Below are 22,222 nucleotides of genomic sequence, written 5' to 3'. Positions count from 1 at the left end.
TCCTTCAGCCATCCCTGGATGACCGGGCGCCGGGTTCCGTGGTTGCCGGCGAGTGCTCGTTCCATCGCGGATGCTCCGGTGCCGTCCGGTCCGGCAGCGATGATGAGCATCAGCGCCGCCTTGCGCGCCGCGCCCTGCGCCGGCTCCGACGCGGCCCGGTACGACAGCGACAGCCCGCCGTCATCCGCGCCCGTCTCCCCCACAGCCCTGTGCGGTGCGCCGGCGTCGGAGGCATCGGGTTCGTCGGTGGTGGCGAAGGTGGCGTCGATCTCGGCGCGGAACCGCGCTGCCAACGTCTCTTCGTCCGCCGTGCCGCCGCCCGCGGCGGGCTTGCGGTAGGACAGGTTGAGCCCAGCGGGCCGCTCCTGCTCCACAGTGGCGCCCCGGCTCTCCGGCGTGGTGCGCCCGCCCGCGGGGGTGGTGTGCCAGAGCCATCCGGCGCGGTCGTCGTTCCAGCGGTCGGCGTAGTCCTCCCCGGCGGCGTCCGCGGATGCGGCGTCGAGGAGCGGGTGGCGGTCGCTGGTGGCGAGGGTGGTTTCGCGGGCCATGCTGGGGGCGGTCTTCCAGCCCTTGAACGGTGTGGGGGCGAAGCCGTCCGCGCCGGCGGCGCCGATGATGCCCGCGCCCTTGGCCTTCAACTGGGAGGCGTCGGCCTTGACCCTGGTGAACAGCTTCGCGGCGTTGTTGCCCGCCGACTCACCGGAGGTGAGCGCGACGCCGACCGGGGAGAACTTGCGGACCTCGGTGTTGCCCAGGGCGGAGGTGTTGCCGTCCACCGCGGTCAGCACCAGCCGCAGCCCCATGGCCCGGGTCGTGCGCATGATCTTCTTGACGTTGGCCTGCACGTCCTTCATCACCGGATCCCGGAACGACGGCGCGGACAGCAGTTCCGCACCCTCGTCCACCACGATCATGATCTGCGGAAGCTGCGCAGAGATGGGCAGGAGCGTGGTGTCCTGCGCGTCCATCAGGTCCTGATAGGCGTGCTGGCGTGCCGCGTTGATGGCCAGCGCTGCGCGCAGCATGCGCTGTGCTTCCTTGGGGGTGGAGGCCACCCAGTCCACCGCCGGCCGCGTCCCGGCCGGAGCCGCGGGCCGCCCCGCAGGCGGGTGCAGCTTGCCTGCGGCTTCGAGGGCGGGGCGGATCCACGGGCGGGCGCTGGCGCCGGCTTTGAAGTCGATGACCCAGGTCAGTACGTCGGTGCAGCGGGCGAACCCGGCCAGCACCACGTCTACGAAGGTGGACTTGCCGGATCCGGGCGGGCCCAGGATCAGCGCGCACGCCTCTCGCAGGAACACCTGCACCGGGTCGGAGTTGGGCAGCAGCCCCCAAGGGATCCCCGTCAGCAACGACAGCGGGGCGTAGTCGGCGGGGTAGGTGTAGGTGCGGTCGATGACGTTCTCCGTGGCGACGTCCAGCACCACACGGCCCTGCCGGTCGCCTTCCTCCACGTGGATGGCGCAGCCCAGCGGCAGCCGGGCGTCCGCGGCCAGGCCCTTGGCCTGGTTCTGGACCCGCGTCCACACCGCACCCCCGGCGGGCAGTTCGGCGGCGAGGCTGAAGCCGGCGCCAGTGGCCCACATCTCTACCGCGAACACGCTGACCTGCACCCCGCTGACGCGGTGGATGCGCTCTTCCCACTCGGTCGCGAGCGCGAGGCGGTCGGCGTTCAGCTCCCGGTACAGCTCCTTGGCCTCTGCCGACATGCGCTGTTCTTCGGCGGCTTCCTCGTGCACCGCCGCGTGGGAAGCCATGGCGCCGACGCCGACCCCGAGAGCGGCCAGGGATCCGGCCGCGGCCCACTGAAGCGGGCCCGTGGCCACGGCCCAGGTGGTCCAGCCGCCGGCCAGCAGCCAGGAGGCGCAGCGGGTGACCAGGGTGCGGCCGGTCAGCCTCCGCCGCACGCTCACCCCGATGCCGTGCCCGACGGCGCCCGCGGCGCCGATGGCCATGGGCCAGCCCGGCGGCATGCTCGTGGCCGCACCCAGCAGCGCGACCGCCCCGGCACCCGTGGTTGCCGAGATGGCGCCGCTGACGGGGCCGTGGGGTACGGACCAGTCCAGCGGCAGCCTGCCGCCCGGCTTGTCCTTACCCGAGCGCCGACGCCGCGGCGCCGGCTCCTTGTTGACGGGGTGTGCACCGGGGGCGGCGGGGTGGTTGCCGCGGGTGCTGGAGAGGTTCAGTCCGTGCTCACTCATCCGCATCTCCTTCACGCGGGAAGCAGCAAGGCCGAACCCGCATCGCGGCGGGTTCGGCCTTGCTGTGGCGGCGGCCGTCGTCGCTGCCGCCCGGGGGTTCAGTTGTCCTGGTTGTTGGTGGTGTCCCACATGGCTTCGCCGGTGCGGGGCTCCTCGTGGCGGCGGATGTCGTGCTCGTGAACCTGCTGGGCAGCCTGCGCGACCTCCTCGGCGGCGTCCACGGCACGCTGAAGGTGCCGGTAGACCTCCTCCAGCCCCTCGCCGACCACCTTGTGCAGCGGGAACTCCTCGTCGGACTTCTCCGCCAGGATCCGGAAGGTGTTGGACACCGAGGTCAGCGCCGCGGGCATCCCGGCCAGGGTGCTGATGACGTGCATCGCCCCGTCCGGCTGGTACGCGTTCGCCGCCTCTTCCATCTCCGACGCGGAGGCGTCGAAGAGGAACCCGGGGGTGTTGGTGTTGGCCATGTCGTCTCCCTTGGTCAGATCGGCCCAGTCCAGTGCGGTGTGGTTGCGCGGTGCCCGCGGCACCCGGTCCAGCAGCCGCCGCCCCTCGTCGTCGGGGTCGGCGTGCTGCTGGTCCTCGAAGTCCTCCCAGGCGGCGCGGTCACGTTCGTCGCGATCGGCACGGGCGCGGCCCATCAGCCGCCGCCACAGCCGCCGGCCCGGGTACATCAGCCCGGACCAGCCCAGACGGCGCCCGATCGGGGTGGTGAGCATCCCGAGCAGTCCGACCGGCGCGACCAGCGCCAGAGCCAGGGCGCCGCGCCCCCAGTACCGCAGGCGCGAGCGGCGCAGAGCCGAGCGCATCGCGCGGCGGGCGACCGCCCGGCGGCGGGCCTGCCGGGTACGTTCCACGCGTCCGGCCGCGGCGCGGTCGCGCTGCGCCCGCCACCCGGCACGCGCCCCCGCCCACGCGCCACGAATCCGACCCGGACGCCGGTGACCTGCCGCCTTGTTCGCGCGGTTCGAGGTCGGCGAGTGGAAGGCACGCCCGCCGTTGGTGCGGCGGGCGTCGGCCAGGCGGCGGCGGGCCGCCGTGTCCGAGCGACGCCGTGCACTGCGCGACGGGGCCGCGGAATGCCGGTCGCTGCGCGCGCCGCGCAGCGCGGACAGCGTTCCCCGCGAGCGGTCCGCCCGCGAGGTGCTGCCGGCGCGGTTCTTGCGGCCGGTGGACCACGGCGTACGCCGCCGCGAGCCACCCTGTCCGCCGGCAGTACGACGCCCCGCCCCCGTGAACGCGGAACGGTTCTTCGTCCCCGCTCCGGTGTTCCCACGGCCGGTCGTCGGCGCGGGCGCGGTGCGGCGGGTCTGCCGCGGCACGGTCGCGTCCCCGGCCCGCCCGCCGGTCCGGCGGGAGCGTCCGCCGCCCGCCCGGCCCCGTCCCGAACCCCACATGCCGCCGGCGGAGCTTGCCGACCGGCGGGGGTTCCTGCGGCTGGTGCCGCCTGCGGAGCTGTTGTTGGTGCGTCGGGGGCGCTGGCGGGTGTTGTGCTGGCGTATGTGTGCAGCGGCGACTGCGCCGGTCAGGGCTGCCCCACCCAGAGCAGCCGCCGCGGCGAACGGCCCGGCGGCCAGCACGCCGGCGGAGGCAAGTCCGACCATGGTGTTGCCGGTCGTGACCGCCAGCGGCACCGCCGGGATACCTCCGCGGGTGTGCGCCGCCGGCTCCCGGCCGGGCGTCGGCTGTCCGCGCTGCGGGGGCGGCGAAGTCGCGCCCGGGGCGGGCGCGATCGGGGTCGTCTGAGTCACGATGGTTCTCACTCCTTCACGGAGTCAAGGGCCCGGCCGCGTGCTGTGGAAGGTCGGCGGCCGGGCCCGGTCTCGGAATCGTGCAGGTCAGAGCCGGTTCGACTCCAGGGCGAAGAACATGACGTTCGCGCCCTCCAACTCCGGCTTCTGCCGGGCGATGTCGCTGCGGATGGCCTGGTACACGTCGCTGCGCGTAGCACCGGCCGGAGGGGTGTAGGTGCCGCCGTAGGTGCTGATCAGCCGTCCCGGAATCTCCAGCGTGATGACCCAGTGGTGAGAGCCCTGCGCCGGTTCGATTCGGGGGGTGGTCTGCTCGGTCTGGGTGGACACTGCTGATCCCCTTGTCTGGTTGAGAAGTGCAGGTGTGGTGCGGGTTTGGGTGGGCTCGCCGGGTCTGCTCGCCGGGTCTGCGCGGGTGCCGCTCGCCGGGGCTCGCCGGGTCTGCTTCACTGGTGTCGACTGCTTCCGGCAGTCGCAACGAGGGCCAGCCCACTTGCACTGGGCTGGCCCTCGTTGGTGTGTGCCGGACGCACGATCAGGCTTCGGATTCCTCGTGGGACATCAGCGATCCCCACGCCTTGCGCACCCGCTGCTCCCCGCCGACGAACCCCGCCTCCCGGAAGGAGGCAACGGCCTGGCGGTAGGACAGCGGCGGGTCATCGGCGTAACGCAGATGCCGCAGCACCACGAGCAGTTGGCCATCGCTCAGCGGCTCCCCGACCGGCGGGGAAGGAACGCCGGCCACAGCCGCGATCTCAGCCAGCGTCACGGGCGGCTCGGCCGGCGGCGTCACAGGCGTGACGGGCCCCGCCGGAGCCATCGCGAATCCGGCCGTGTCCTGCGTGCCTTCCTCCGTCACACCGGGCGTGACGGCTTCCGCGTCCGCGTCCTCGATGGCGCGGGGCTCGGGGGTGGTCGTCACGGCGGGCGTCACGGGTGTGACGGGGGCCGTGACGGGTGTGACGGGCAGGGCGAACATGCCCGCCAGAGCCGCGTCCGCACCGGAGGTCATCCGCTCGCGCTGTACCTCCACCAGGTTCTCGCCCAGCCGGGCGTCACCGGTGCCTACGCGCTTGGCGAGCTTCCACGACTCCCGATCCGACTTCTTGCGGGCCTTGGTGTCGGGGTGGTTGGCAGCGCGGGCGCGGTGGTAGGCGAGTTGCTGCACGACGGCCGCGGTGCGGCGCTGGGCTTCGGCGTCCACCCGGGTGCGGTAGACCACGATCCGGCGGGCCAGCAGCCCCATGCCCTCCGCGGACACGCACATGGCCATCGGGGTGACGGCGAACACGACCGCTTCCGTTCCGCTCGGTGCCGTCACGGCGCCGGTCAGGGAAGCCACCGCCGGCAGCGTCCACAGCCCGACCCGGACCGCCGCCGGGGACGACTGTCCCAGCATGGTCAGGCCGACCAGGACCAGCGCGAGAACGAGCGTGGCGCCCTCGCCTGCGGCGACCACGCCCAGCGCGGTCGCCGACCGGTGGAACACCGACGTGATGTTGCTGTAGGTGCCGACCGCACCCAACACACCGAACGCGACCATGGGCACCGCAGCGGCACCCAGCACGATCGTCTGACCCCTGCTCAGGGCCCTTTCAGGGGTGTTGCTCATCAGATCCTCCCTCGTGACTACAGCTCGAACAGGCGGTTCTGGTCCGGGTTGGGCGCCGACTTCCGCGCCCGTTCCGCGGTCCGGCGGGTGCCGTCGAAGCACGGCGGGCACCAGGCGCGCAGCTCGCACGGCGGAAGGGCCGTGGCGATGTGCGGAGGGGTGAGCGGGTCGGCGGGGGCGGCCATCAGCCGCACCGGACCCTTGTGCTTGCTCGCGTAGCGGTCGTGCTCACGCTGGCAGCGGCCATCACCCTTGGCGTGCGGCTGGCCGCATTCACCGGTGCAGTGGCAGCGTCCGCCGGCCGCAGCGATGACGGCGCGGAACAGGGCGGCGCCCACGATTGGGGCGCTCATGCCGCCTGCTCCTCTCCGGTGTCGCCGCGGCAGGACCAGCGGCGTCGAACAGGTCGCCCTGTCGCTCCGCCCACTCACCGGCCGTCACGCGGTCGATGGGAGCCCTCTCCAGCGGGATGAGGCTGCGGTGCAGGTACGGCGCTTCCTTGATGCCGCGTAGTTGCAGGGTGCGAAGCTGGCGGTCGAAGTCGACCGCATCCGCCCACTCCTGCGGGTGTTCATCGCGCAGCTCGCGCCACTGGCGGTTGCCGTGGAACGGGCACCCGATGCACGCGCTCTTGGGCGTCTGCCCCCAGCCGTGGGCGCGCAGGTAGCGCAGGCAGTCGGTACGGGTCCAGCCGGGTCGGCCATCGGCCGCGCCGTCGAGGTCCAGCAGCGGGAAGACGTTGCGCAGATACCGAACGTCGGCGTCCTTGGCCCGGGTGAACTCATCCCGGCTGATACCGATCGCCTGCTCCACGAACACCCCGGCCGGCACCGGCGTGGGGTGCGGATAGCCCAGCAGCGCCCGGATCTTCGCCTTGACCGGCTTGACCTTGTACTCGTCCGTGCACTGCCGACGCACCATCGCCGCGCCGGAGCCCTCCCGGTTACGGACGAACACCGGCATCCGCACGAACGCACCCGGCGTCAGCGAATCAGCGCGCAGGTTGCCGCTGATGCGCTCCCCGCCGCCGCGGGGCTTGTGACGCACCCGGTAGACCGGGATACCGGCCGGCTCGGCGACCTCCCGGCACAGGCGGTCGAGGTGGTCGTAGACCGACTTGGGTTCCCAGCCGACATCGGCGAAGATCGCCGCGTCCCACTTCGGTAACCGGCCCTCAGCGGCCAGCAGCAACAGCGCGGTGGACTGCACACCGGCACCCAGTGACAGCACCCGCAGACGAGGCGCGCTCACGCCGCAACTCCCCGCCACGCGGGCCGCGGGGAGGCGGGGCGAGCCAGCGGGACGACGTTGAACAGGTCCGGGCGGTTCTCGACAACCCGGGCCGCCAGGCGGATCAGGTCGTCGGGCAGGTCGCGGTACTCGGGGTCGGCGAGGATGTCGCGCGCCGCGTCCAGACGCGCCGCCCGCTCCTCGTCGCTCTCGCCCTCCACCCCGAGCCACAGCTCAACCGGGGTGCCCAGCGCCAGTTCCGCGAATTCCGCCTCCGTGACGGCTTGCTGACCGGCAACGATGTACTTCATCAGCTCTCTCCTGACGGTGGAACGGCCCGCTGCCACCCCACGAAGCCCGGGGGCGCGCGCCGTGATCGGTAGGGCTCTCGCTCGTGCACGAGCAGCCACGACCGCCGACAGCAGTGCCGCTGTCGGCGGTCGTGAAGGCTGGTGCTCAGCGCAGGGAGGGGTCCGCCTCCAGCAGGCGGCGGGCCAGCGCGAACCCCGCGGGGGTGAGCGCGTCACGCGACACCAGATCGGCCGCGTAAAGGCTCATCAGCGCATCGGCGTTACGGCTCGACACCCGCCGGTCCGGCCGGCGCGCGGCACGGACCAAGATGCGCTGCTGTGCGAAAGGAACGTCGAGCATGGTGAACTCCCCAGGTTGATTCCGGCTCCCCTCACCGCCCGCGCAGCGTCGGGCGGATCGGGCAGCCGGTCAGCCGTAGAGCGCTTTGGCGCCGGCTTCGCGCAGCGCGGTGTGTGCCTGGCGGGCCCGCAGCCCGGCCGCGTCCCGCTCGTCGTCCGGCACGTCGCCGATGTCCATCGCCGCGTTGACCGCTTCCTGCGCCGTGGCCAGCAGAGTGCGGCTGGTGGTGGTCATGTGCAGCACGTCCATCGCGCTGGTCACCGCCGACCGAGCGGCGTAACGGGCCTGCCGCGCCTCAGTCGTGTCGGGCTGTCCGTCGCGCCGGGCCGCGACCTTGAGCCACTGGTGTTCGCGGTGGGTCACGACCGCGGCGAGCAGCGCGGGAACGGCGTTGGCGAGCACCTGCCGGCGCCGCTCGGCCGCCGCGGTCCGTGCGTTGCGCGTGGCGGTGAGGTGCTGCATGAGCCCGGCGACGATCGCCCCGGCGAGCGTGCCCAGAACAGCGATGAGTGTGGTGGTCATGAACTTTCTCCTTGGGGTTCCGGCTCCCCTCAGCGCTGCTCGTACGAGTCGAGCAGCGGAGGCAGCCGACAGCGGCACCCGGCCGCTGAGCCGTGAGCGAGGGGGACCCTCGCGAAGGTGCTTCGGATCCCAGATCAGGCAATGCCGTCACCGCCCCGAAGGGCGGATCCGGGCAGGTCACCCGGCCCGACATGGGCGGTCGGGGTGATGACCCGCACCCATCGACCACCCTGTTCAGGTGGCTGGGTCGGCACGCTATGGAGGTCTCAAAGGGCCTGCGCTTCGGGTCGCACGACCCGAACAAGCAGAACATGTATTACATGTCCCTCATCGTGCATGGAGGGATACGCCCCGTCAAGCCCTGCGTCTGTTGGAGTTCTGCGGGCCCTGCCGCTCGATGTACCTACAGAGTGGCGCCCCGGACCCCGACGATCGACTTCGCACCTGTACGACTTGAGTCGTTCTTAGCTAGCGTGAAGTCGTATCAAGTCGTCCCACCTGGGTGGAGGTTGGAGTGGCGAACGAACGGTTACGCGGCGCCATAGTGGACTTGGGCCTGACCCTCGATGAGGTGGCCCAACGGCTCGGAGTCGCACCCAAGACCGTCGAACGATGGATCAACGATCCCGAACGCAAGCCGTACCGACGCTTCCAGTACGCCACAGCCTCGCTGCTGAAGTGTGAGGTGTCGTACCTGTGGCCCGACGAACGCACGTCGGCCGAGGTCACCGCGTCCGGAAACGCTGAGGTGGTCAGGCTCTATCCGCACCGCTCCGTCGTGATGCAGACCCTCTGGACGGACCTCTACTCCAAGTCGCGCCGCCAGTTCGACGTGCTGGTGTACTCGGGTTTCTGGCTCACCGAAGACGCCACGTTCCACCGCATCGTCAAGGAGAAGTCAGCCGAGGGGGTACCGATCCGCTTCCTGTTGGGTGAGCCCTCTTCGCCAGCCGTCGCCGTGCGCGGGGACGATGAGGGGATCGGTGCGGCGATGGCGGCGAAGATCCGGAACGCGCTGGTCAACTACTCTCCGCTGTTCGGTCTGCCTGGCGTTGAGTTCCGGCTGCACAGCACGACCCTGTACAACTCGATCTATCGCGCTGATGACGAGATGCTGGCGAACGGGCACATCTTCGGCGTCGGGGCTTACATGGCCCCCGTACTGCACCTGCGGCGCGTGCCCGGTGGTGAACTCTTCGACGCCTACGCTGAGAGTGTGGAGCGAGTCTGGGAGACCGGCCGGCCGATCTCCTCGCCCACCGACTGGGAAGGCACGCACTGATGGGCCGTATCGATCACTTCCGCGACCCGAACGCCCCCAAGGCCAACTCCGTTGTGCCCTCGGTCACGGCGATTGTCCGGGACGACTCGGGACGACTTCTGCTCATCCACAAGACGGACAACGACCTGTGGGCGGTGCCTGGCGGCGGCCACGACATCGGCGAGCGCATCGCCGACACCGCGGTTCGCGAGGTCAAGGAAGAGACCGGGATCGACGTCGAAGTAGACAGCATCGTCGGGCTCTACACCGACCCTGAGCATGTGCTCGCGTACGACGACGGAGAGGTGCGGCAGCAGTTCTCCATCTGCTTCCGAGCCCGGCCGGTCGGCGGTTCCCTGCGTACGAGCAGCGAGTCAAAGGAAGTCCGCTGGGTTGACCCCGCGGACCTTGAGGGGCTGGACATTCACCCGTCGATGATGATGCGCATCAGGCACGGTCTCGACGACTCGCGGCGCGATCCCTATATCGGCTGACCCTCGGCAGAGACCTGTGCCAACCGGGCTGCAACCCGCTTCGTCGCCGCGTGGATCTCGGGGGCGGCGCGCTGAATGAAACGCCCGACGATCGTGTCAGGGCCGTACCGCCGCACGATCTCGTCCAGCCGTTCCTCCGATGTAGTTGGCGTCCCGTCCGGCGTCGTGGTCATGTCGCAGTACACCAGGGCGTCGACTAGCTCCGGATGCTCCAGCTCGAACTCTCCCTCTAGCTCCTGCCTCAGTCCGCGCTCCTCGGCTTCCAGCAGAGCACAGGAGTGGTGAGCGACGAGACGGACAACTCGCCCATCCGCTTGTTCGTGATCCCGGAGAAAACGCGCGCCGTCCAGCGGGTGGAAGCCGGTAGTGGCCGCGGCTGGCGAGTAGCCAATGTCATGGAGCACCGCGGCTGCTTCCAGCAGCTCCGCGTCACGCCCAAGAATCGGACCCAAGGAGCGGGCGCGCTCGGCGACCCCGAGCGAATGAGCCCACCGACGCGGGAGGGGATCAGATAGCAGCGCTTCGGAGAGCGAGTACGCCCACCCGGTCAATCCCACGGCGGCCATGGCTACCGCCGACCCATGGGGGCAGGCGGGACGGCAAGTACGGTTCGGCCCTTGCCATGGGCTGTGGCGAGCAGGCCCTTCCCCTCCATCTGGGCGAGCACGCGACGGACGGCAGTACGGGAAGCGCCGAACCGCGCACAGAGACTCGCTTCGGACGGGTACCGATCGCCCGCCGACAGTGAGTCGTCTGTGATCACGTCAGCCATTCGCTCGGAGAGAGACCGTGATGCCCCGCCCTGGGCGACACGCCAGCCAATCCCCGGCGCCGACTCCACGACACCATCAGCTTCCAGGGCCTTGAGCGCGCGACGGATCGTGTTGCGGCCGACGCCGTGTGTCTGCATCAGGGCCGCTTCGGACGGAAGGGTGTCGATGTCCTCCCCCTCTTCAATCTCGGTCCGCAGTGCGTCTGCGATGACGAGGTAGGTTCCGCGCGGACTGGCCTCCGGCACTTCCGCTCCTTCGCGTCGACTCCATCGCTCAACGCCAAGGATCCCACGTCCGAGTGACACGGTGCGAGGCCGCGGCTGAGCAGCACGCAGTCTGGCCGAGGTGCGGAAAAACAACTGCGTAGCCACAGCGTGACAGCGCCGTCAGAGGGTCGTCTTGGTAGCGTTTGGAGCGAAGATCGTATTACCTTCCGGTACGTGACGCGATGACCTCAGGGCCCGAGTAGCGTCCCCTCTGCGCTCCTGATCTACGGGGCGCGACTAGAACGTGAACCCCAAGGAGCTCCGTGAAGGGCATCAGGAACCTCGCTTGCGCGATCACGGTTTGTGTTGGCGTGGGGATCGCTCAGTGGATGTACGGCGTAACCGACGTGGTGGGCAACTACACGGCCATGTAGATCCACCTCGGCTGCACGACGCGACCGGCTCCCGGAGCTCTCGGGGGCTGGTCCTCTGCTGCGCAGCCTCGCCAGGCCGGCCGCGCCGTGCGCCAGCGCGTAGGCGGTGTCCGTGTATATACGGCACCAACGTGATCGGCGGCGAGCGTGGCGCGATCAGCAGTGTGGATCAGCGCCACCGCTATGCACTGAGGCTGATTGTTGAAGGGATCTATGCGCGCCGCAAAGCAATCACGTTACTAGGGGCGTTGGCTTGATCCCTCTTGACCTGTTCCCGCTGGACTGCCGGGGCCGGACGCTGCCCTCCAAGGACATCTCCCAACAAGTCCTCGGCCCACCCCGTCATCGAGCAAAGCAGTTCAGCCGTGGGCATAGTTTCGAGCCCACGTTCGGCCATTGCGGAAATGAGGCGCGGCCGTTCCGGATCCTGGTCAGACCAACCAGGCTCTTGGACCCTCCATGTCACGCCGGTATTTGGATCCCTCCGCGATGACAATTGCTTATAAAGACCAGTTACACGATGGTCTTCGATCAGCCCGTTCCATTGGCCATGCTTTATTAGGGCGGCCAACGACATTTGCCACCGCCGCTTCAAGGGCATGAGAGTCGACAATGTAACTGCCGCTGGCCACTCTTCCTTCAGCGACCGTGACGGGAAAAGGAATTCGTTGGCAAACCGATTGGCCTCCTCTTCGTTAACCTCCCCTACAGAACTGCGATGTAGCAGAAGATGCCCTAGCTCATGTGCCACTGACCAGCGAGTCCGCTCCCATGAATTAACGGGTTTAACGACCACAAGTGGTTGCTCATGAAAATCACCCCCCCAGACGCTGAATGCGTCGTGCCGCGCATCTGGGGTGCCCACATCCGCAACAATCACGGGAACCCCTGCACGTTCAACGGTGTGAATTACATGAGAAATAGGTTCACCCTCAGGTAGGTCCAAAGCTGCACGAGTAAGACCTGCGGCTTTTTCGGGTGAAACTCCAGGGTGCAACCTATCTGGGATTCTCAACGGAGGTCGAGTTGCATGCTTGGCCAATGCCCACAGCAATTCGTACAACATCTCCGCGAAACTCGTCAGGGCGTCAACTTCCGACATTCTTATTGATTTCTTCGCCCGAAACAAGAGAGAGCCTCTATGAATCGATGTGCCAGGCTCCAACTCGAAGAATCGAGCCGGAAAGCGTAGTGACAAAGAAAGTGCTCGCGCCTGGTGTCTCGACATCGAATAAGTCCCTGAGCGCTCCATGGCGGACCACGTCGATGGGGACATGCCCAAAAGTTCAGCGAGGGGTTTGATGGGACTGCGGCGAATCGTCCTGGCCTGTCGAACGCGAGCCCCGTATACCTCAAGCGTGTCAACCACAGCAGACCATCTCCAAACGTCGCATCGGGGCTAGACGCTGGGCGGCGCATCGTTCACCCCTCCAGCCCCGCGCTTCGGCCGACGCGGAGCAACCAAGTTGCCGAAGTCGTCGTCTCCCACCGAGACGTGCTGTTTCACAGTATCGCGCGGCAGCGAGGCCAACTGCGGAATCTCAGTCCTGGCGCACACAACCAATGGCGAGCGCTGGAGGTCCTTCTCGTCTGCCAACACGACAACGAGACAGTCCCCAAGTAGGTCACTTGGGTCGATCGACCACACAAGGAACGGGACGCACCCCTCATCCAGCTCGCCCGCCGCATTGTCATACAGTCTCGGCTGGTGAACAACGGGCGGCTTGGGCTGAAACGGTTGATACGCGGCGTTTCCCATAATCTTGCGCACACGTAGCGTCGTGCCGCTTGAGCGCTCCTGCACCTGCACGGACCTGTTCGGTCCTGCATGAAACCGAAACCGTCCGGATGCAGCCGCCGGGTTACCCACGGAGAGCAGCACCCTGTCCCGCACATCCATTGAGATGACGGCACCCTGCATGGGTTGAGGGTGTGGCCGCTTCTTGCGTTCCAAGTTCGAAGCGTTGGCCAAGGAGTCCTCCAGGACCTCACGCAGTTGCGCAAGGTCCACGGCGTTGCGCTCCACGAACGCATCGGACCACATCTGTGGGTTCATGGCAGAAATTTCAGCAGCCAACCCACACTCGCGTCAAGTCGAGTTGACGATTGTGTAGTTGGTAGCTTTATATGAAGTTCTCTGATGGTTCGTCACAATCGTCCAAGAGTGACCCGGGCCTTGGGCCAGGGCTGCTCGCGCGGCTGGCCATGTACGGCTTGGGCCACAGCCACAGCAGTAACAGGTGACGATGCAGCGGCCGTCCCGTTCTCCGCTGGGCCGGCTGAACCTTCCCGATCTGTCCAATCAGGTCCCGCTGTTCGTCGGTCACCGCTCCGCCCACGTGGCTCCGGCAGCATTCCAGCAGGCCCCGCTGACCCCCGGCCTACAGCGGCCGCCCTTGGTCAGCGCCAACCCGGTCTCACTTGTGGTCTCGATCACTTCGTAGTCCGGGTTGGTGCACCACCGTCCGTGCGCTTCCGGCACCCCAGGAGACCGGCCGTGACAGCGGGGGCGCGGACGTCCACGGACGCCTGCGAAACAAGATCGGACAACTCGTAATGTGTGGATTTGCAAAGTGCCCCATCGTGACTCACGAGCCCACGATGGCCCAAAATGAGGCATTCTCCCCAGATTTGATCCAATATAGCACGGTTTATCTGCACAGGGTTTAGAGACGCAGTACACACTTATATGATCACGTCATGACCCAGGATGAGTCATTGTTCCCCGAAGAGTCCATCCTGCCGCGCCCATCAGACGCGTCCGATGATCCAAATTTGGAGTCGGTGCAGTCTTGGTTCATTGCACAGAAAGATTATTCGGAGCGCTTTGGCCAGGTACTTCGTAAATCAATCGACGAGGTTCTGGATGGCCAGCGAACCGGCCGGTACAACCTGTACGAGAATGAGGGTGTTGGACGGGTAGAGAAGACCGAAAGAACGTATCTCGGAACGAAAGTTGAAATCGTTGCGCGAGCGGAATTCGATCTCGGATTCGGTCCGTCGATGGACTACATGATTGCCGGCCAGCAAGTCGACGCAAAGTGGACTATGGGAGATAGCTGGTCGATACCGAGGGAAGCGCAGGGTCATATCTGCTTGCTGATGCAAGCAGACGACGTGGCGGGATCCTTTGATGTTGGTTTGCTGCGAATCACGGACGATGTTCTGAGGCCAGGTTCGAATCTCGACCAGAAGCGGGGTGTCTCAAAGAGTGGCAGGAAGAAGATTCGTTGGATCGTGAAGGGCGGCAAACTGCCTGTAAATTTCCTCCTGAACCTGGAGAAGGAAGCGCCAGAGAAGGTCCGGGCCATCTTCGGGGCCTCCGCCAACTACAGGGGCGGCGGCAATGGCGGACAACTTCGGGTGAACGAGCTGTTTCGACAAGTACCGGGGCAACTCGTTGACAGGACCACGGTGGTGACAGTTGCCACTCAGCATGACGGACCCAAGCGCGCACGCGATGCGCGCCTGCACCTCCGGCCTGAGGGCCTGGTGGTGTTGGGACATCTGAAACCAGCGCCTCAAATCGCCAGCGACCTCGGACTGCCCACCCCCCGTAACGGATCCTGGGTCTCCGCTCGGCTGGCCCGTGTCACGGATGACGATCCTCGCCGAGCCACAGTGATCAACGGCAGTAGGTACGGCCTCTGGAGAGGGGGAGATGCGTCGGTAGCAGCGCCGATCATCCATGCCACAGATGAGTAGCGCGCTCGACGTGCCCGTTGATTGTCCGAGGCACGCGATAGCCTGTGGGACCACTGTGGAGCGGTGCCAGGCAAGAAGCCCCTGGCCGCCTGTGACAGCGGCAACCTCACATTGACGCGACCTGGAGATCGAGTGCATCCCGTCCAGATTGTGGATCTGTTCGCCGGCCCGGGCGGACTTGACGTCGCAGCCGAGAAGCTCGGAGTCCCTACGGTGGGACTGGAGTGGGACCCGGCGGCCTGTGCCACACGTCGTGCCGCTCGCCTGGTGACCAAGGAGGATGACGTCCGGCAGTACGGGCCAGCGCACTTCCCCGACGCTGACGTGCTGGCCGGTGGCCCACCGTGCCAGACGTTCACCGTCGCTGGCGCGGGAGCGGGGCGCAAGGCCCTGGACGACGTCCTGGAGTTCGCCAAGCGCATGGTCGCCCGGGAAGATCGCGAGCAGATCAGGGATGATCTCGCGGATATCGAGGACGAGCGGACCGGGTTGGTGTTGGAGCCACTGCGGTGGGCACTCGAAGCGATCGATGACCACGGCCGCCCGTACCGCGCGATCGTCCTTGAGCAGGTTCCGGAAGTGCTACCCGTCTGGGAAGCCTATGCCGTGGCACTGGAGAGTGAGGGTTACTCCGTGGACTGTGGACTCCTGCGCACGGAGGCGTACGGAGTCCCACAGACCCGCAAAAGGGCCGTTCTCATCGCACGCATGGGAAGTGCCCCCGTGAACCTTCCAGCCCCAACGCACCGAACCTACAGGAAGGGAGTTGCGCGCCAAGCCGGCGACCCTGACTTGTCCCCTTGGACGACCATGGCCGATGTGCTTCACCGAGGGTCGGAGTTCGTGGTCATCTCCAACTACGGCACCGGTGGCAACCCCAAGGCACGGGGCCGTCGCACATCTTCGGAGCCATCAGCCACGGTCACCGGGAAAATCTCTCGCAACCGGGTCGTTTCCTTGGATGGCATCGAACTTGAGCGCTTCTCTTTTTCGGAGGCAGGTCGGCTGCAGACCTTCCCCTGGGACTATCCGTGGTCAGGCCGCGATGTCGGGCAGCAAATCGGGAACGCCGTCCCCCCTCGCCTGGCCATGCACATCCTCAGTGCAGCCTTCGGTTGGGAACCCCCATCGGAAGCCATCCTAAAAAGGCTCGAAACCTGGGGATCAGAAAGGCACGCAAATTTGTCGGCCACCGAGGAACTGTTCTATCTGAACAGCTAGGCTCGGGTGCGCGAAACCATCCGCAGAATTAATCACGCGAACGAGCCGTGCCTCAGGGAGGGATAGTGACGGCAGCCACAGGCGCCAACGAGCCACCTACAGAGGCTCTGTCGATATTTAGGAACACCGTCGGGGAGTACTTGGAGGCCGTTAACCAGGTTCCGGCGGATTCTCTGACTCAAGATGCGTGGTTGGATGCCGCAGCACAACTGGGCCTGTTGTCTGGGGAGGTTCGGCGTGCCACTTCTGGGGTGAACAGGGCCTTCGGTCTTACATCCGCTCGGGACGCCATCTTGCAGTACCTGCAAAACCACGTCGGCACATCCGTACCTGCCGATGCACTCGCTGGCGTCTCTGGGATCGCAGAGTGGCCGAGACGGGTCCGTGAGCTCCGGGTGGAGCACGGCTGGCCGATCGAGTCCGCTGTCAACTGTGACGACTTGCCCCACGACCACTACCGACTAGCCGCCGCTGAGCCTGACACCGACTTGGCCGAACGTTGGCGTCTCGCCAAGGACACCCGGAACCTCAAGAAGCTAGGGGGCGGAAGTACGTCAGGGAAGGATCGTCTGCTCCACTATCTCAAAGCAATCTCTCCTCGTCCGGCTGACAAGGAGCAGTTGGCGTACGTTGCCAAGATTCAGGAGTGGCCTCGCCGGATGCGCGAGTTGGAGGAAGAAGGCTGGCAGATCGTCTCGAACGTCGACGATCCGTCTCTTCCTGCCGGCTCATACCGGCTCCCCACCCTGGACAAGCGTCCACCGCGCGTACGCGAAGCAATCAAGCTCCGCTACCAGATCCTCGACAGGGACGACAGAACATGTCAGGACTGCGGCGCCACTCCTGCGCAGGGCATCGCGCTTCAAGTCCACCACAAATTGCCAGTGCATCAAGGCGGCAACAATGACCCACAGAATCTCGTCACGCTTTGCTCAAACTGCCACGCAGGCCGCCATGCACTAATGGGCGAGTCACCGCGAGACGAATTGCTCAACCCGGATCAAGAGATCGACCTCTCGGAAGAATAGATACCTAGAGATGGCAACTTCGTCCGAACGGATCGAGAAGGGCGCAGAGCGCAGTTCGGGCTGGCCCTCTGTGTGAGTGTCAGTATGCGCCTGTAAGGTCGACTTCGCGTCGTCGTCCGTTCTCATACCGAGGGGTACAGTCATGGGCGGAAGGTTGAAAGTTGGTCAGGTATACCGCTACTCGAGCAGCAAAGACCCCAAGCCGCCGACACTCGATGGTTACCCCAACTTCCACCACGTGACTCATTCCGAGGGTCTGAAACGTGCACTCCTGGAGGCTGGCATCAACGGCATGGCCAGGGTCAAGGTTCCGGGTGGCGGGGTACGTAGACCAGCGATCCTGATCCGATCAAGCCCTTGGAAAGCGGGCACGGAGCAGACACCCTGGCACGACGTGTTCGACATGGACAACGGACACGTCCGCTACTTTGGCGACCACAAGGCAGGATTGAGCGTCACTCCCGGTACCACCACCGGCAACGCGGCCTTGCTCGACGCCTTTACAACCCATCAGGGACCGACGCCAGAGGAACGCGCTACGGCAGCTCCGCTGCTTCTCTTCCGCGCTGTCTCGCGCAATGGGCAACCCAAGGGCCACGTGGAGTTCTGTGGAATAGGCATTATTGAACGAGCCGAACGATTGGTCCAGTGGGGAGGTCGCGACCACACGACGTTCGTCAACTACGTCTACGACCTCGCACTCATCGACTTGACTGCCGAGGACGACGCAGTGACCTGGGACTGGATCCACGCCCGCAGGGACCTGGACCTCACTCATCGTCAAACCCTCGAGCTCGCACCTCGGGCGTGGCGGGAGTGGGTCAAGCATGGAAGCTCGGTGCTACCCAGACTGCGCCGGCGTGTGGCTCGCGCCCGCGTAGTGAAGGTGCGCGACCAACGCCCCCAGGCGGGTAGCAGTGCAGCCACAGACCTCGACCTGATCTACCGGCACTTCGACGGGCGCAAGCACGACTTCGAGGCGTTGGCCGCAGCCGTTGCTGCAAAGGTACTGGGCCGAGGTCATCAGCGGTATGTGGAGGGGTGGTTGACGCGGCGCTCAGGAGACGGAGGCGCAGACTTCGTCGGGCGCCTCGACCTCGGCGGTGGTCTAGCAGGGACTGGCCTCGTGGTACTGGGGCAAGCCAAGTGCGTCAAACCTGGCACCCTTATCACCGCCGAGCAGATCGCCCGAGTGGTGGCACGGCTGCGCCGGGGTTGGATCGGCATCTACGTGACGACCGGAGCCTACTCGGAGCCAGCACAGACGGAGATGGTCGAGGACCAGTACCCGATCGTCCTCGTCAACGGCATGGGTCTCGCCCGAGAAGTCCGTGCCACAGCCCGCGACAACCACGGTGGGGACCTCTTGGCCTGCGTCAAGCACATCGTGGACAGCAAAGAGACCGCGGTCACCAACCGACGTCCCGAGGAGATCCTTCTCCAATAGCATGCCCTCTCTCAGGGAACATGGTGCCCACGAAGTATCGAGCACGGTCGTCGTTGTCTTGGTCCTTGTCCAGTCCGCTGCGGGACGATGTCGTTCACCGTCGTACGCGCGCCCCGTCTGACCTGGCCTCTTGAACCTCCACGGACGCCCCCGGACGGCCATACGGACAGTTGGAAAGCGTGCGTGCCGCGATGTCCAGCCCTCTCGCACCCGCAGGGTGGTCTTCCGGAGTGCTCGTACTGAAAGCCTGCGGCCATCCTCTGGCCAAGATGGCTCAGGAGGGGTGATAACGAGACCCGTAGACGCAGGTCAGCAAGCATCGCAGTACGTGAACCCTGGCGGTCTTGAAAACCGGCGTGGCGTCCTGCGTCACCGTGGGTTCGAATCCCACACTCTCCGCCGAGAACCCCCATCCCCGCAGGTCAGAAGCGGCACCGTCGTGGCACGGGCGACCGCGCACCCGACGCCGCGCAGCAGGGCGCCATCAGCCCCGCGCACATCAGCGGCGCCGCCCCACCGGGTCCGGCCCCTCGGGGAGCGGCGTGACGACGTCGGCCTTGAGGACGGCGTACTCGGTGTAGCCGCCGTCCATGACGATGCCCGTGATCCGCTTCGCGGGGCAGGGGATCTGCTCGCCGCGTACGCAGTAGTCGCAGTGCCGGCACGAGTCCCCGAGGAACCTGGCGTGGGCCGGTTCAACCGGCTCGTGACGCCCCTGCCGGCCCGCTCTCCGCGGTCAGTTCGGCGATCAGTGCCCGCACGCGCTTCTCGATCTCGTCGCGGATGGGCCGCACCCCCGCCACGTCCTGCCCCGCCGGGTCCGGGAGTTGCCAGTCGACGTAGCGCGTGCCCGGGAGGACCGGGCAGGCGTCGCCGCAGCCCATGGTGATGACCACGTCCGCCGCCTGGACCGCCTCCGGTGTGAGGCGCTTCGGGGTGGCCGTGGAGAGGTCGATGCCGACCTCGGCCATCGCCGCCACCGCCGCCGGATTGACCGCGGCCGCCGGGGCGGAGCCGGCGGAGTGGGCTGCGATGCGGTGGGCGGTGTGGTGGGTGAGGTAGGCGGCGGCCATCTGGGAGCGGCCGGCGTTGTGGACGCAGACGAAGAGGACCGTGGGGTACGTGGGGGAGGTCATCGGCGCGGGCTCCGGGGGTTCAGGGGGCTCAGATGGTGGGGGAGTCGGGCGCGGGGCGGGCCAGGAGGGCGGCGAGGCGGTCCGTCGTTTCGGGGATAAGGCGGTAGTACACCCACGTCCCGCGGCGTTCGCCGGCGATCAGCCCCGCTTCCCGTAGCAGCTTGAGGTGGTGGGAGATCGTCGGCTGGGAGAGGTCGAAGGCCGGCGTCAGGTTGCAGACGCAGACCTCGCCGCCCTCCTCGCTCGCGATCATCGACAGCAGCCGCAGCCGCACCGGGTCCCCCAGCGCCTTGAACGCCTTCGCCAGGTTGGTGGCCTTCTCTTCGGAGAGCGGCGCGGCCGTCAGCTCCGGGCAGCAGGTGCCGGTGTTCCCGTCGAGCAGCACCAGCTCTTGTTTCGACATTTCTCTATGTTGACACTCTTCGAATCACCTGGCAATACTACATCGACAGATATCGATACAGCTCACCACGGGAGGCACCCATGCCCCGCGCCCAGCTCGCCCTCCGCGTCGCCGACCTCGACGGCTCCGTCGCCTTCTACGCCAGGCTCTTCGGCACCGAACCCGCCAAGCGCCGCCCCGGCTACGCCAACTTCGCCATCGCCGAGCCCCCGCTCAAGCTCGTCCTCATCGAAGGCGAGCCCGGCGAGGACACCCGGCTCGACCATCTCGGCATCGAGGTCGAGACCGCCGGGCAGGTCACCGCCGCGACCTCCCGGCTACGGGACGCGGGCCTGGCCGCGTTCGAGGAGAGCGACACCTCCTGCTGCTACGCCCTCCAGGACAAGGTCTGGGTGCACGGGCCCGGCCGTGAGCCCTGGGAGGTGTACGTCGTCAAGGGCGACGCCGAACGGCTCGCCAAGGACGCCGGCTCCGGCTCCGGCGTCGGCCCCGATTCCGGCTGCGATGCCGGCCCCGACACCGGCTCCCGCGGCGCCGGCTCCTGCTGCGGGAGTTGAGACCCGCTACAGCGGCAGGTCCCGGGTGAACACCACCATCGCCCGCCCCTCCCCGTCGTAGTCCTCCGCCACCCGCGCCGAGAAGCCCAGCCCGCGGTGGAACGCCTGCGATCCCGTGTTGGCCACCGACGTGATCGCCTTCAGCCGCTCCGCCCCCTGCCGCGCCGCCGCCGCCGCGAACGCGCCGTACAGCCGCCGCCCCAGTCCCGTGCCGCGGGCGTCGTCGCGGGTGGCGATCAGGTGGACGTATCCCGTACGGGACGGGGTGACGAAGCCGAAGACGTAGCCGCGGATGCCGTCCGCGGCGCGGGCGACCAGGCAGGTGTCGCCGAACTCCTGCACCATCGCCAGCAGATGCAGCGCGCGCATGTCGCGCTCGCCCCAGTAGCGGGGGTGTTCTGCGAGCACCCGGTGGAAGTCCGCCACGCCCGCCGGCTCGATGTGCGTCCCGTCAGTGCCCATGCGTGTCGCTCCTCGCAGCCGCGGTCACGGCGTGGTGTCCGCCAGGGCCTCGGTGATCTGGCGGGTCGTGTTCCGGGCGACGAGCGGGTTCGTCGCCGCGTACGCGGTGTACGCGCTGAGCGCCGTCGTCAGCGCCCACCCCCGCCCCCGTGCCCACGCCGCGTCGTCCGCGCCCAGCGCCTCGCGGAACGCCGCGCGCGGGCCGGCGTCGAACAGGGTCCAGGCGATGACCAGGTCGCAGGCCGGGTCGCCGACGCCCAGGCCGCCGAAGTCGAGGACGGCGCTCAACTGGCCCGCGCGGGTCAGGAGGTTGCCGTTGTGCATGTCGCCGTGGAACCACACCGGCGGCCCGTCCCGGTCCCCCGCCTCGACGGCCGCCTCCCACACCGCCGTCAGCGCGCGGGCGTCGAACGCCCCGGCCGCGCCCACCGCCGCGATCGCCGCCCTCGTCGTACGGTCGCGGTCCCGCAGCGGCACCGCGGGGGAGAGCAGCCCGTACGACGCGTCGGAAGGCAGCGCAAGGCCCTGCAACGCGCCCAGGAACGCCGCCACGTCCGCCGCCGCCTCCACCGGGTCCGCCAGGCCGTCGGGGGTCGCCGTCCGGCCGTCGAGCCAGCGGGACACCGACCAGTGCCACGGGTAGCCGAACGCCGGCTCGCCGACCTCCAGCGGCGCGGGCACGGCCAGCGGCAGGTGCGGGGCGAGGCGGGGCAGCCAGAGGAGTTCCTTCTCGGCCTGGCCCGCGGCCCAGTCGCCGCGCGGGAGGCGTACGGACATGGCGTCGCCGAGCCGGAAGATCACGTGGTCCGAGCCGCCGGGGTGCAGGGGGCGCAGCGGTAGATGCGCCCAGCGCGGGAACTGCGCCGCCAACAGGCGCCCGGCCAGCGCCTCGTCGACGGCGGGGGTGCCGTCGGCGCTGTCCGCGGCTGCGGCTGCTCCGCCGGCGACGGCGCCTGTGACGGCTCCGGTGGCTGCGGTGGCGCCGGCGGTGGTCTCGGACGGCAAACGAACTCTCCTCCCGGCCTGCGGTCCGCCTCATCCCATCCCCCGGACGCCCGCGCTGTCGAACGGTTTTCTGCCGCGCCCCGCCGCCGGCCGCGCCCGCGCCGCGCGCCCGCCGGCGGGCCGTCC

Annotated in this window: 25 protein-coding genes; 7 read left to right on the top strand and 18 right to left on the bottom strand. The window is 67.8% G+C overall.

Annotated features, from left to right (window positions below; translation table 11 throughout):
* The 9 genes from ACFYVJ_RS10300 to ACFYVJ_RS10260 all read right to left on the bottom strand — a co-directional run.
* A partial coding sequence (locus ACFYVJ_RS10300; protein WP_388888547.1) for a hypothetical protein occupies positions 1-2,198 on the bottom strand: 2,198 nt, incomplete at its 3' end.
* Between the two features lie 98 nt (positions 2,199-2,296).
* The gene (locus tag ACFYVJ_RS10295; protein ID WP_388888544.1) at positions 2,297-3,055 is read right to left on the bottom strand and encodes a hypothetical protein; all 759 of its coding nucleotides are present in this window, start codon (positions 3,053-3,055) and stop codon (positions 2,297-2,299) included.
* Between the two features lie 981 nt (positions 3,056-4,036).
* Entirely contained in the window at positions 4,037-4,279 is a 243-nt protein-coding gene (locus tag ACFYVJ_RS10290) for a hypothetical protein (protein WP_388888542.1), read from the bottom strand.
* A 205-nt stretch (positions 4,280-4,484) separates the two neighbouring features.
* Positions 4,485-5,561, bottom strand: coding sequence for a hypothetical protein (locus ACFYVJ_RS10285; protein ID WP_388888539.1), 1,077 nt, complete (start codon positions 5,559-5,561; stop codon positions 4,485-4,487).
* Positions 5,562-5,578: 17 nt separating this feature from the next.
* Entirely contained in the window at positions 5,579-5,914 is a 336-nt protein-coding gene (locus ACFYVJ_RS10280) for a hypothetical protein (RefSeq protein WP_388888537.1), read from the bottom strand.
* Positions 5,835-6,770 (bottom strand): hypothetical protein, encoded by a 936-nt coding sequence (locus ACFYVJ_RS10275; RefSeq protein WP_388888534.1) that lies wholly within the window; start codon positions 6,768-6,770, stop codon positions 5,835-5,837. Before ACFYVJ_RS10275 ends, ACFYVJ_RS10280 begins: the two co-directional genes overlap by 80 nt.
* Before the next feature lie 38 nt (positions 6,771-6,808).
* A complete protein-coding gene (locus ACFYVJ_RS10270) occupies positions 6,809-7,102 on the bottom strand; it encodes a hypothetical protein (protein ID WP_388888531.1) in 294 nt (97 codons plus the stop codon).
* Positions 7,103-7,247: 145 nt separating this feature from the next.
* Positions 7,248-7,442 carry a hypothetical protein gene (locus tag ACFYVJ_RS10265; protein WP_388888529.1) on the bottom strand — a complete coding sequence of 65 codons (195 nt, stop codon included), beginning with the start codon at positions 7,440-7,442 and terminating at the stop codon, positions 7,248-7,250.
* Positions 7,443-7,511: 69 nt separating this feature from the next.
* Entirely contained in the window at positions 7,512-7,964 is a 453-nt protein-coding gene (locus tag ACFYVJ_RS10260) for a protein kilB (RefSeq protein WP_388888526.1), read from the bottom strand.
* Positions 7,965-8,478: 514 nt separating this feature from the next.
* Between ACFYVJ_RS10260 and ACFYVJ_RS10255 the strand changes: the two genes are divergently transcribed.
* Both ACFYVJ_RS10255 and ACFYVJ_RS10250 read left to right on the top strand, forming a co-directional pair.
* Positions 8,479-9,246, top strand: coding sequence for a helix-turn-helix domain-containing protein (locus ACFYVJ_RS10255; protein WP_388888523.1), 768 nt, complete (start codon positions 8,479-8,481; stop codon positions 9,244-9,246).
* Complete coding sequence (locus ACFYVJ_RS10250) at positions 9,246-9,719, top strand: NUDIX domain-containing protein (RefSeq protein ID WP_388888520.1); 474 nt, start codon at positions 9,246-9,248, stop codon at positions 9,717-9,719. Before ACFYVJ_RS10255 ends, ACFYVJ_RS10250 begins: the two co-directional genes overlap by 1 nt.
* Here ACFYVJ_RS10250 and ACFYVJ_RS10245 read toward each other — a convergent pair.
* From ACFYVJ_RS10245 to ACFYVJ_RS10230, 4 genes are all read right to left on the bottom strand, one after another.
* On the bottom strand, positions 9,707-10,285 hold the full coding sequence (locus ACFYVJ_RS10245) for an HD domain-containing protein (protein ID WP_388888517.1): 579 nt from the start codon (positions 10,283-10,285) through the stop codon (positions 9,707-9,709). The two genes, ACFYVJ_RS10250 and ACFYVJ_RS10245, sit on opposite strands and share 13 nt — an antisense overlap.
* A 2-nt stretch (positions 10,286-10,287) precedes the next feature.
* Positions 10,288-10,737 carry a winged helix-turn-helix domain-containing protein gene (locus tag ACFYVJ_RS10240; protein WP_388888514.1) on the bottom strand — a complete coding sequence of 150 codons (450 nt, stop codon included), beginning with the start codon at positions 10,735-10,737 and terminating at the stop codon, positions 10,288-10,290.
* Between the two features lie 606 nt (positions 10,738-11,343).
* The gene (locus ACFYVJ_RS10235) at positions 11,344-12,198 is read right to left on the bottom strand and encodes an ImmA/IrrE family metallo-endopeptidase (RefSeq protein ID WP_388888610.1); all 855 of its coding nucleotides are present in this window, start codon (positions 12,196-12,198) and stop codon (positions 11,344-11,346) included.
* Between the two features lie 333 nt (positions 12,199-12,531).
* The gene (locus ACFYVJ_RS10230) at positions 12,532-13,188 is read right to left on the bottom strand and encodes a hypothetical protein (protein ID WP_388888511.1); all 657 of its coding nucleotides are present in this window, start codon (positions 13,186-13,188) and stop codon (positions 12,532-12,534) included.
* A 644-nt stretch (positions 13,189-13,832) separates the two neighbouring features.
* Between ACFYVJ_RS10230 and ACFYVJ_RS10225 the strand changes: the two genes are divergently transcribed.
* From ACFYVJ_RS10225 to ACFYVJ_RS10210, 4 genes are all read left to right on the top strand, one after another.
* On the top strand, positions 13,833-14,837 hold the full coding sequence (locus ACFYVJ_RS10225) for a NaeI family type II restriction endonuclease (protein ID WP_388888508.1): 1,005 nt from the start codon (positions 13,833-13,835) through the stop codon (positions 14,835-14,837).
* A gap of 63 nt (positions 14,838-14,900) precedes the next feature.
* Positions 14,901-16,058, top strand: coding sequence for a DNA cytosine methyltransferase (locus ACFYVJ_RS10220; protein ID WP_388888506.1), 1,158 nt, complete (start codon positions 14,901-14,903; stop codon positions 16,056-16,058).
* Between the two features lie 395 nt (positions 16,059-16,453).
* The gene (locus ACFYVJ_RS10215) at positions 16,454-17,086 is read left to right on the top strand and encodes an HNH endonuclease (protein ID WP_388888503.1); all 633 of its coding nucleotides are present in this window, start codon (positions 16,454-16,456) and stop codon (positions 17,084-17,086) included.
* Between the two features lie 142 nt (positions 17,087-17,228).
* The gene (locus tag ACFYVJ_RS10210) at positions 17,229-18,533 is read left to right on the top strand and encodes a restriction endonuclease (protein ID WP_388888500.1); all 1,305 of its coding nucleotides are present in this window, start codon (positions 17,229-17,231) and stop codon (positions 18,531-18,533) included.
* Between the two features lie 499 nt (positions 18,534-19,032).
* Here ACFYVJ_RS10210 and ACFYVJ_RS10205 read toward each other — a convergent pair whose 3' ends face one another.
* The 3 genes from ACFYVJ_RS10205 to ACFYVJ_RS10195 form a co-directional block, all read right to left on the bottom strand.
* Positions 19,033-19,161, bottom strand: coding sequence for a hypothetical protein (locus tag ACFYVJ_RS10205; RefSeq protein WP_388888608.1), 129 nt, complete (start codon positions 19,159-19,161; stop codon positions 19,033-19,035).
* Positions 19,162-19,228: 67 nt separating this feature from the next.
* Complete coding sequence (locus ACFYVJ_RS10200; protein ID WP_388888497.1) at positions 19,229-19,669, bottom strand: phosphotyrosine protein phosphatase; 441 nt, start codon at positions 19,667-19,669, stop codon at positions 19,229-19,231.
* 28 nt (positions 19,670-19,697) lie between these two features.
* Positions 19,698-20,072 (bottom strand): ArsR/SmtB family transcription factor, encoded by a 375-nt coding sequence (locus ACFYVJ_RS10195; RefSeq protein ID WP_388888494.1) that lies wholly within the window; start codon positions 20,070-20,072, stop codon positions 19,698-19,700.
* A gap of 80 nt (positions 20,073-20,152) precedes the next feature.
* Here ACFYVJ_RS10195 and ACFYVJ_RS10190 point away from each other — a divergent pair, with 80 nt between their 5' ends.
* Entirely contained in the window at positions 20,153-20,629 is a 477-nt protein-coding gene (locus tag ACFYVJ_RS10190; RefSeq protein ID WP_388888490.1) for an ArsI/CadI family heavy metal resistance metalloenzyme, read from the top strand.
* A 6-nt stretch (positions 20,630-20,635) separates the two neighbouring features.
* Here ACFYVJ_RS10190 and ACFYVJ_RS10185 read toward each other — a convergent pair whose 3' ends face one another.
* Both ACFYVJ_RS10185 and ACFYVJ_RS10180 read right to left on the bottom strand, forming a co-directional pair.
* Positions 20,636-21,091: a GNAT family N-acetyltransferase gene (locus tag ACFYVJ_RS10185; protein WP_388888487.1), complete on the bottom strand. Its 456-nt coding sequence runs from the start codon at positions 21,089-21,091 to the stop codon at positions 20,636-20,638.
* A gap of 24 nt (positions 21,092-21,115) precedes the next feature.
* Complete coding sequence (locus ACFYVJ_RS10180; protein WP_388888485.1) at positions 21,116-22,096, bottom strand: aminoglycoside phosphotransferase family protein; 981 nt, start codon at positions 22,094-22,096, stop codon at positions 21,116-21,118.
* Positions 22,097-22,222: the final 126 nt, after the last annotated feature.

The sequence above is a fragment of the Streptomyces sp. NPDC004134 genome, from assembly GCF_042874195.1.
GTDB lineage: Bacteria > Actinomycetota > Actinomycetes > Streptomycetales > Streptomycetaceae > Streptomyces.
This window is presented reverse-complemented; position numbering and strand designations above follow the sequence as displayed.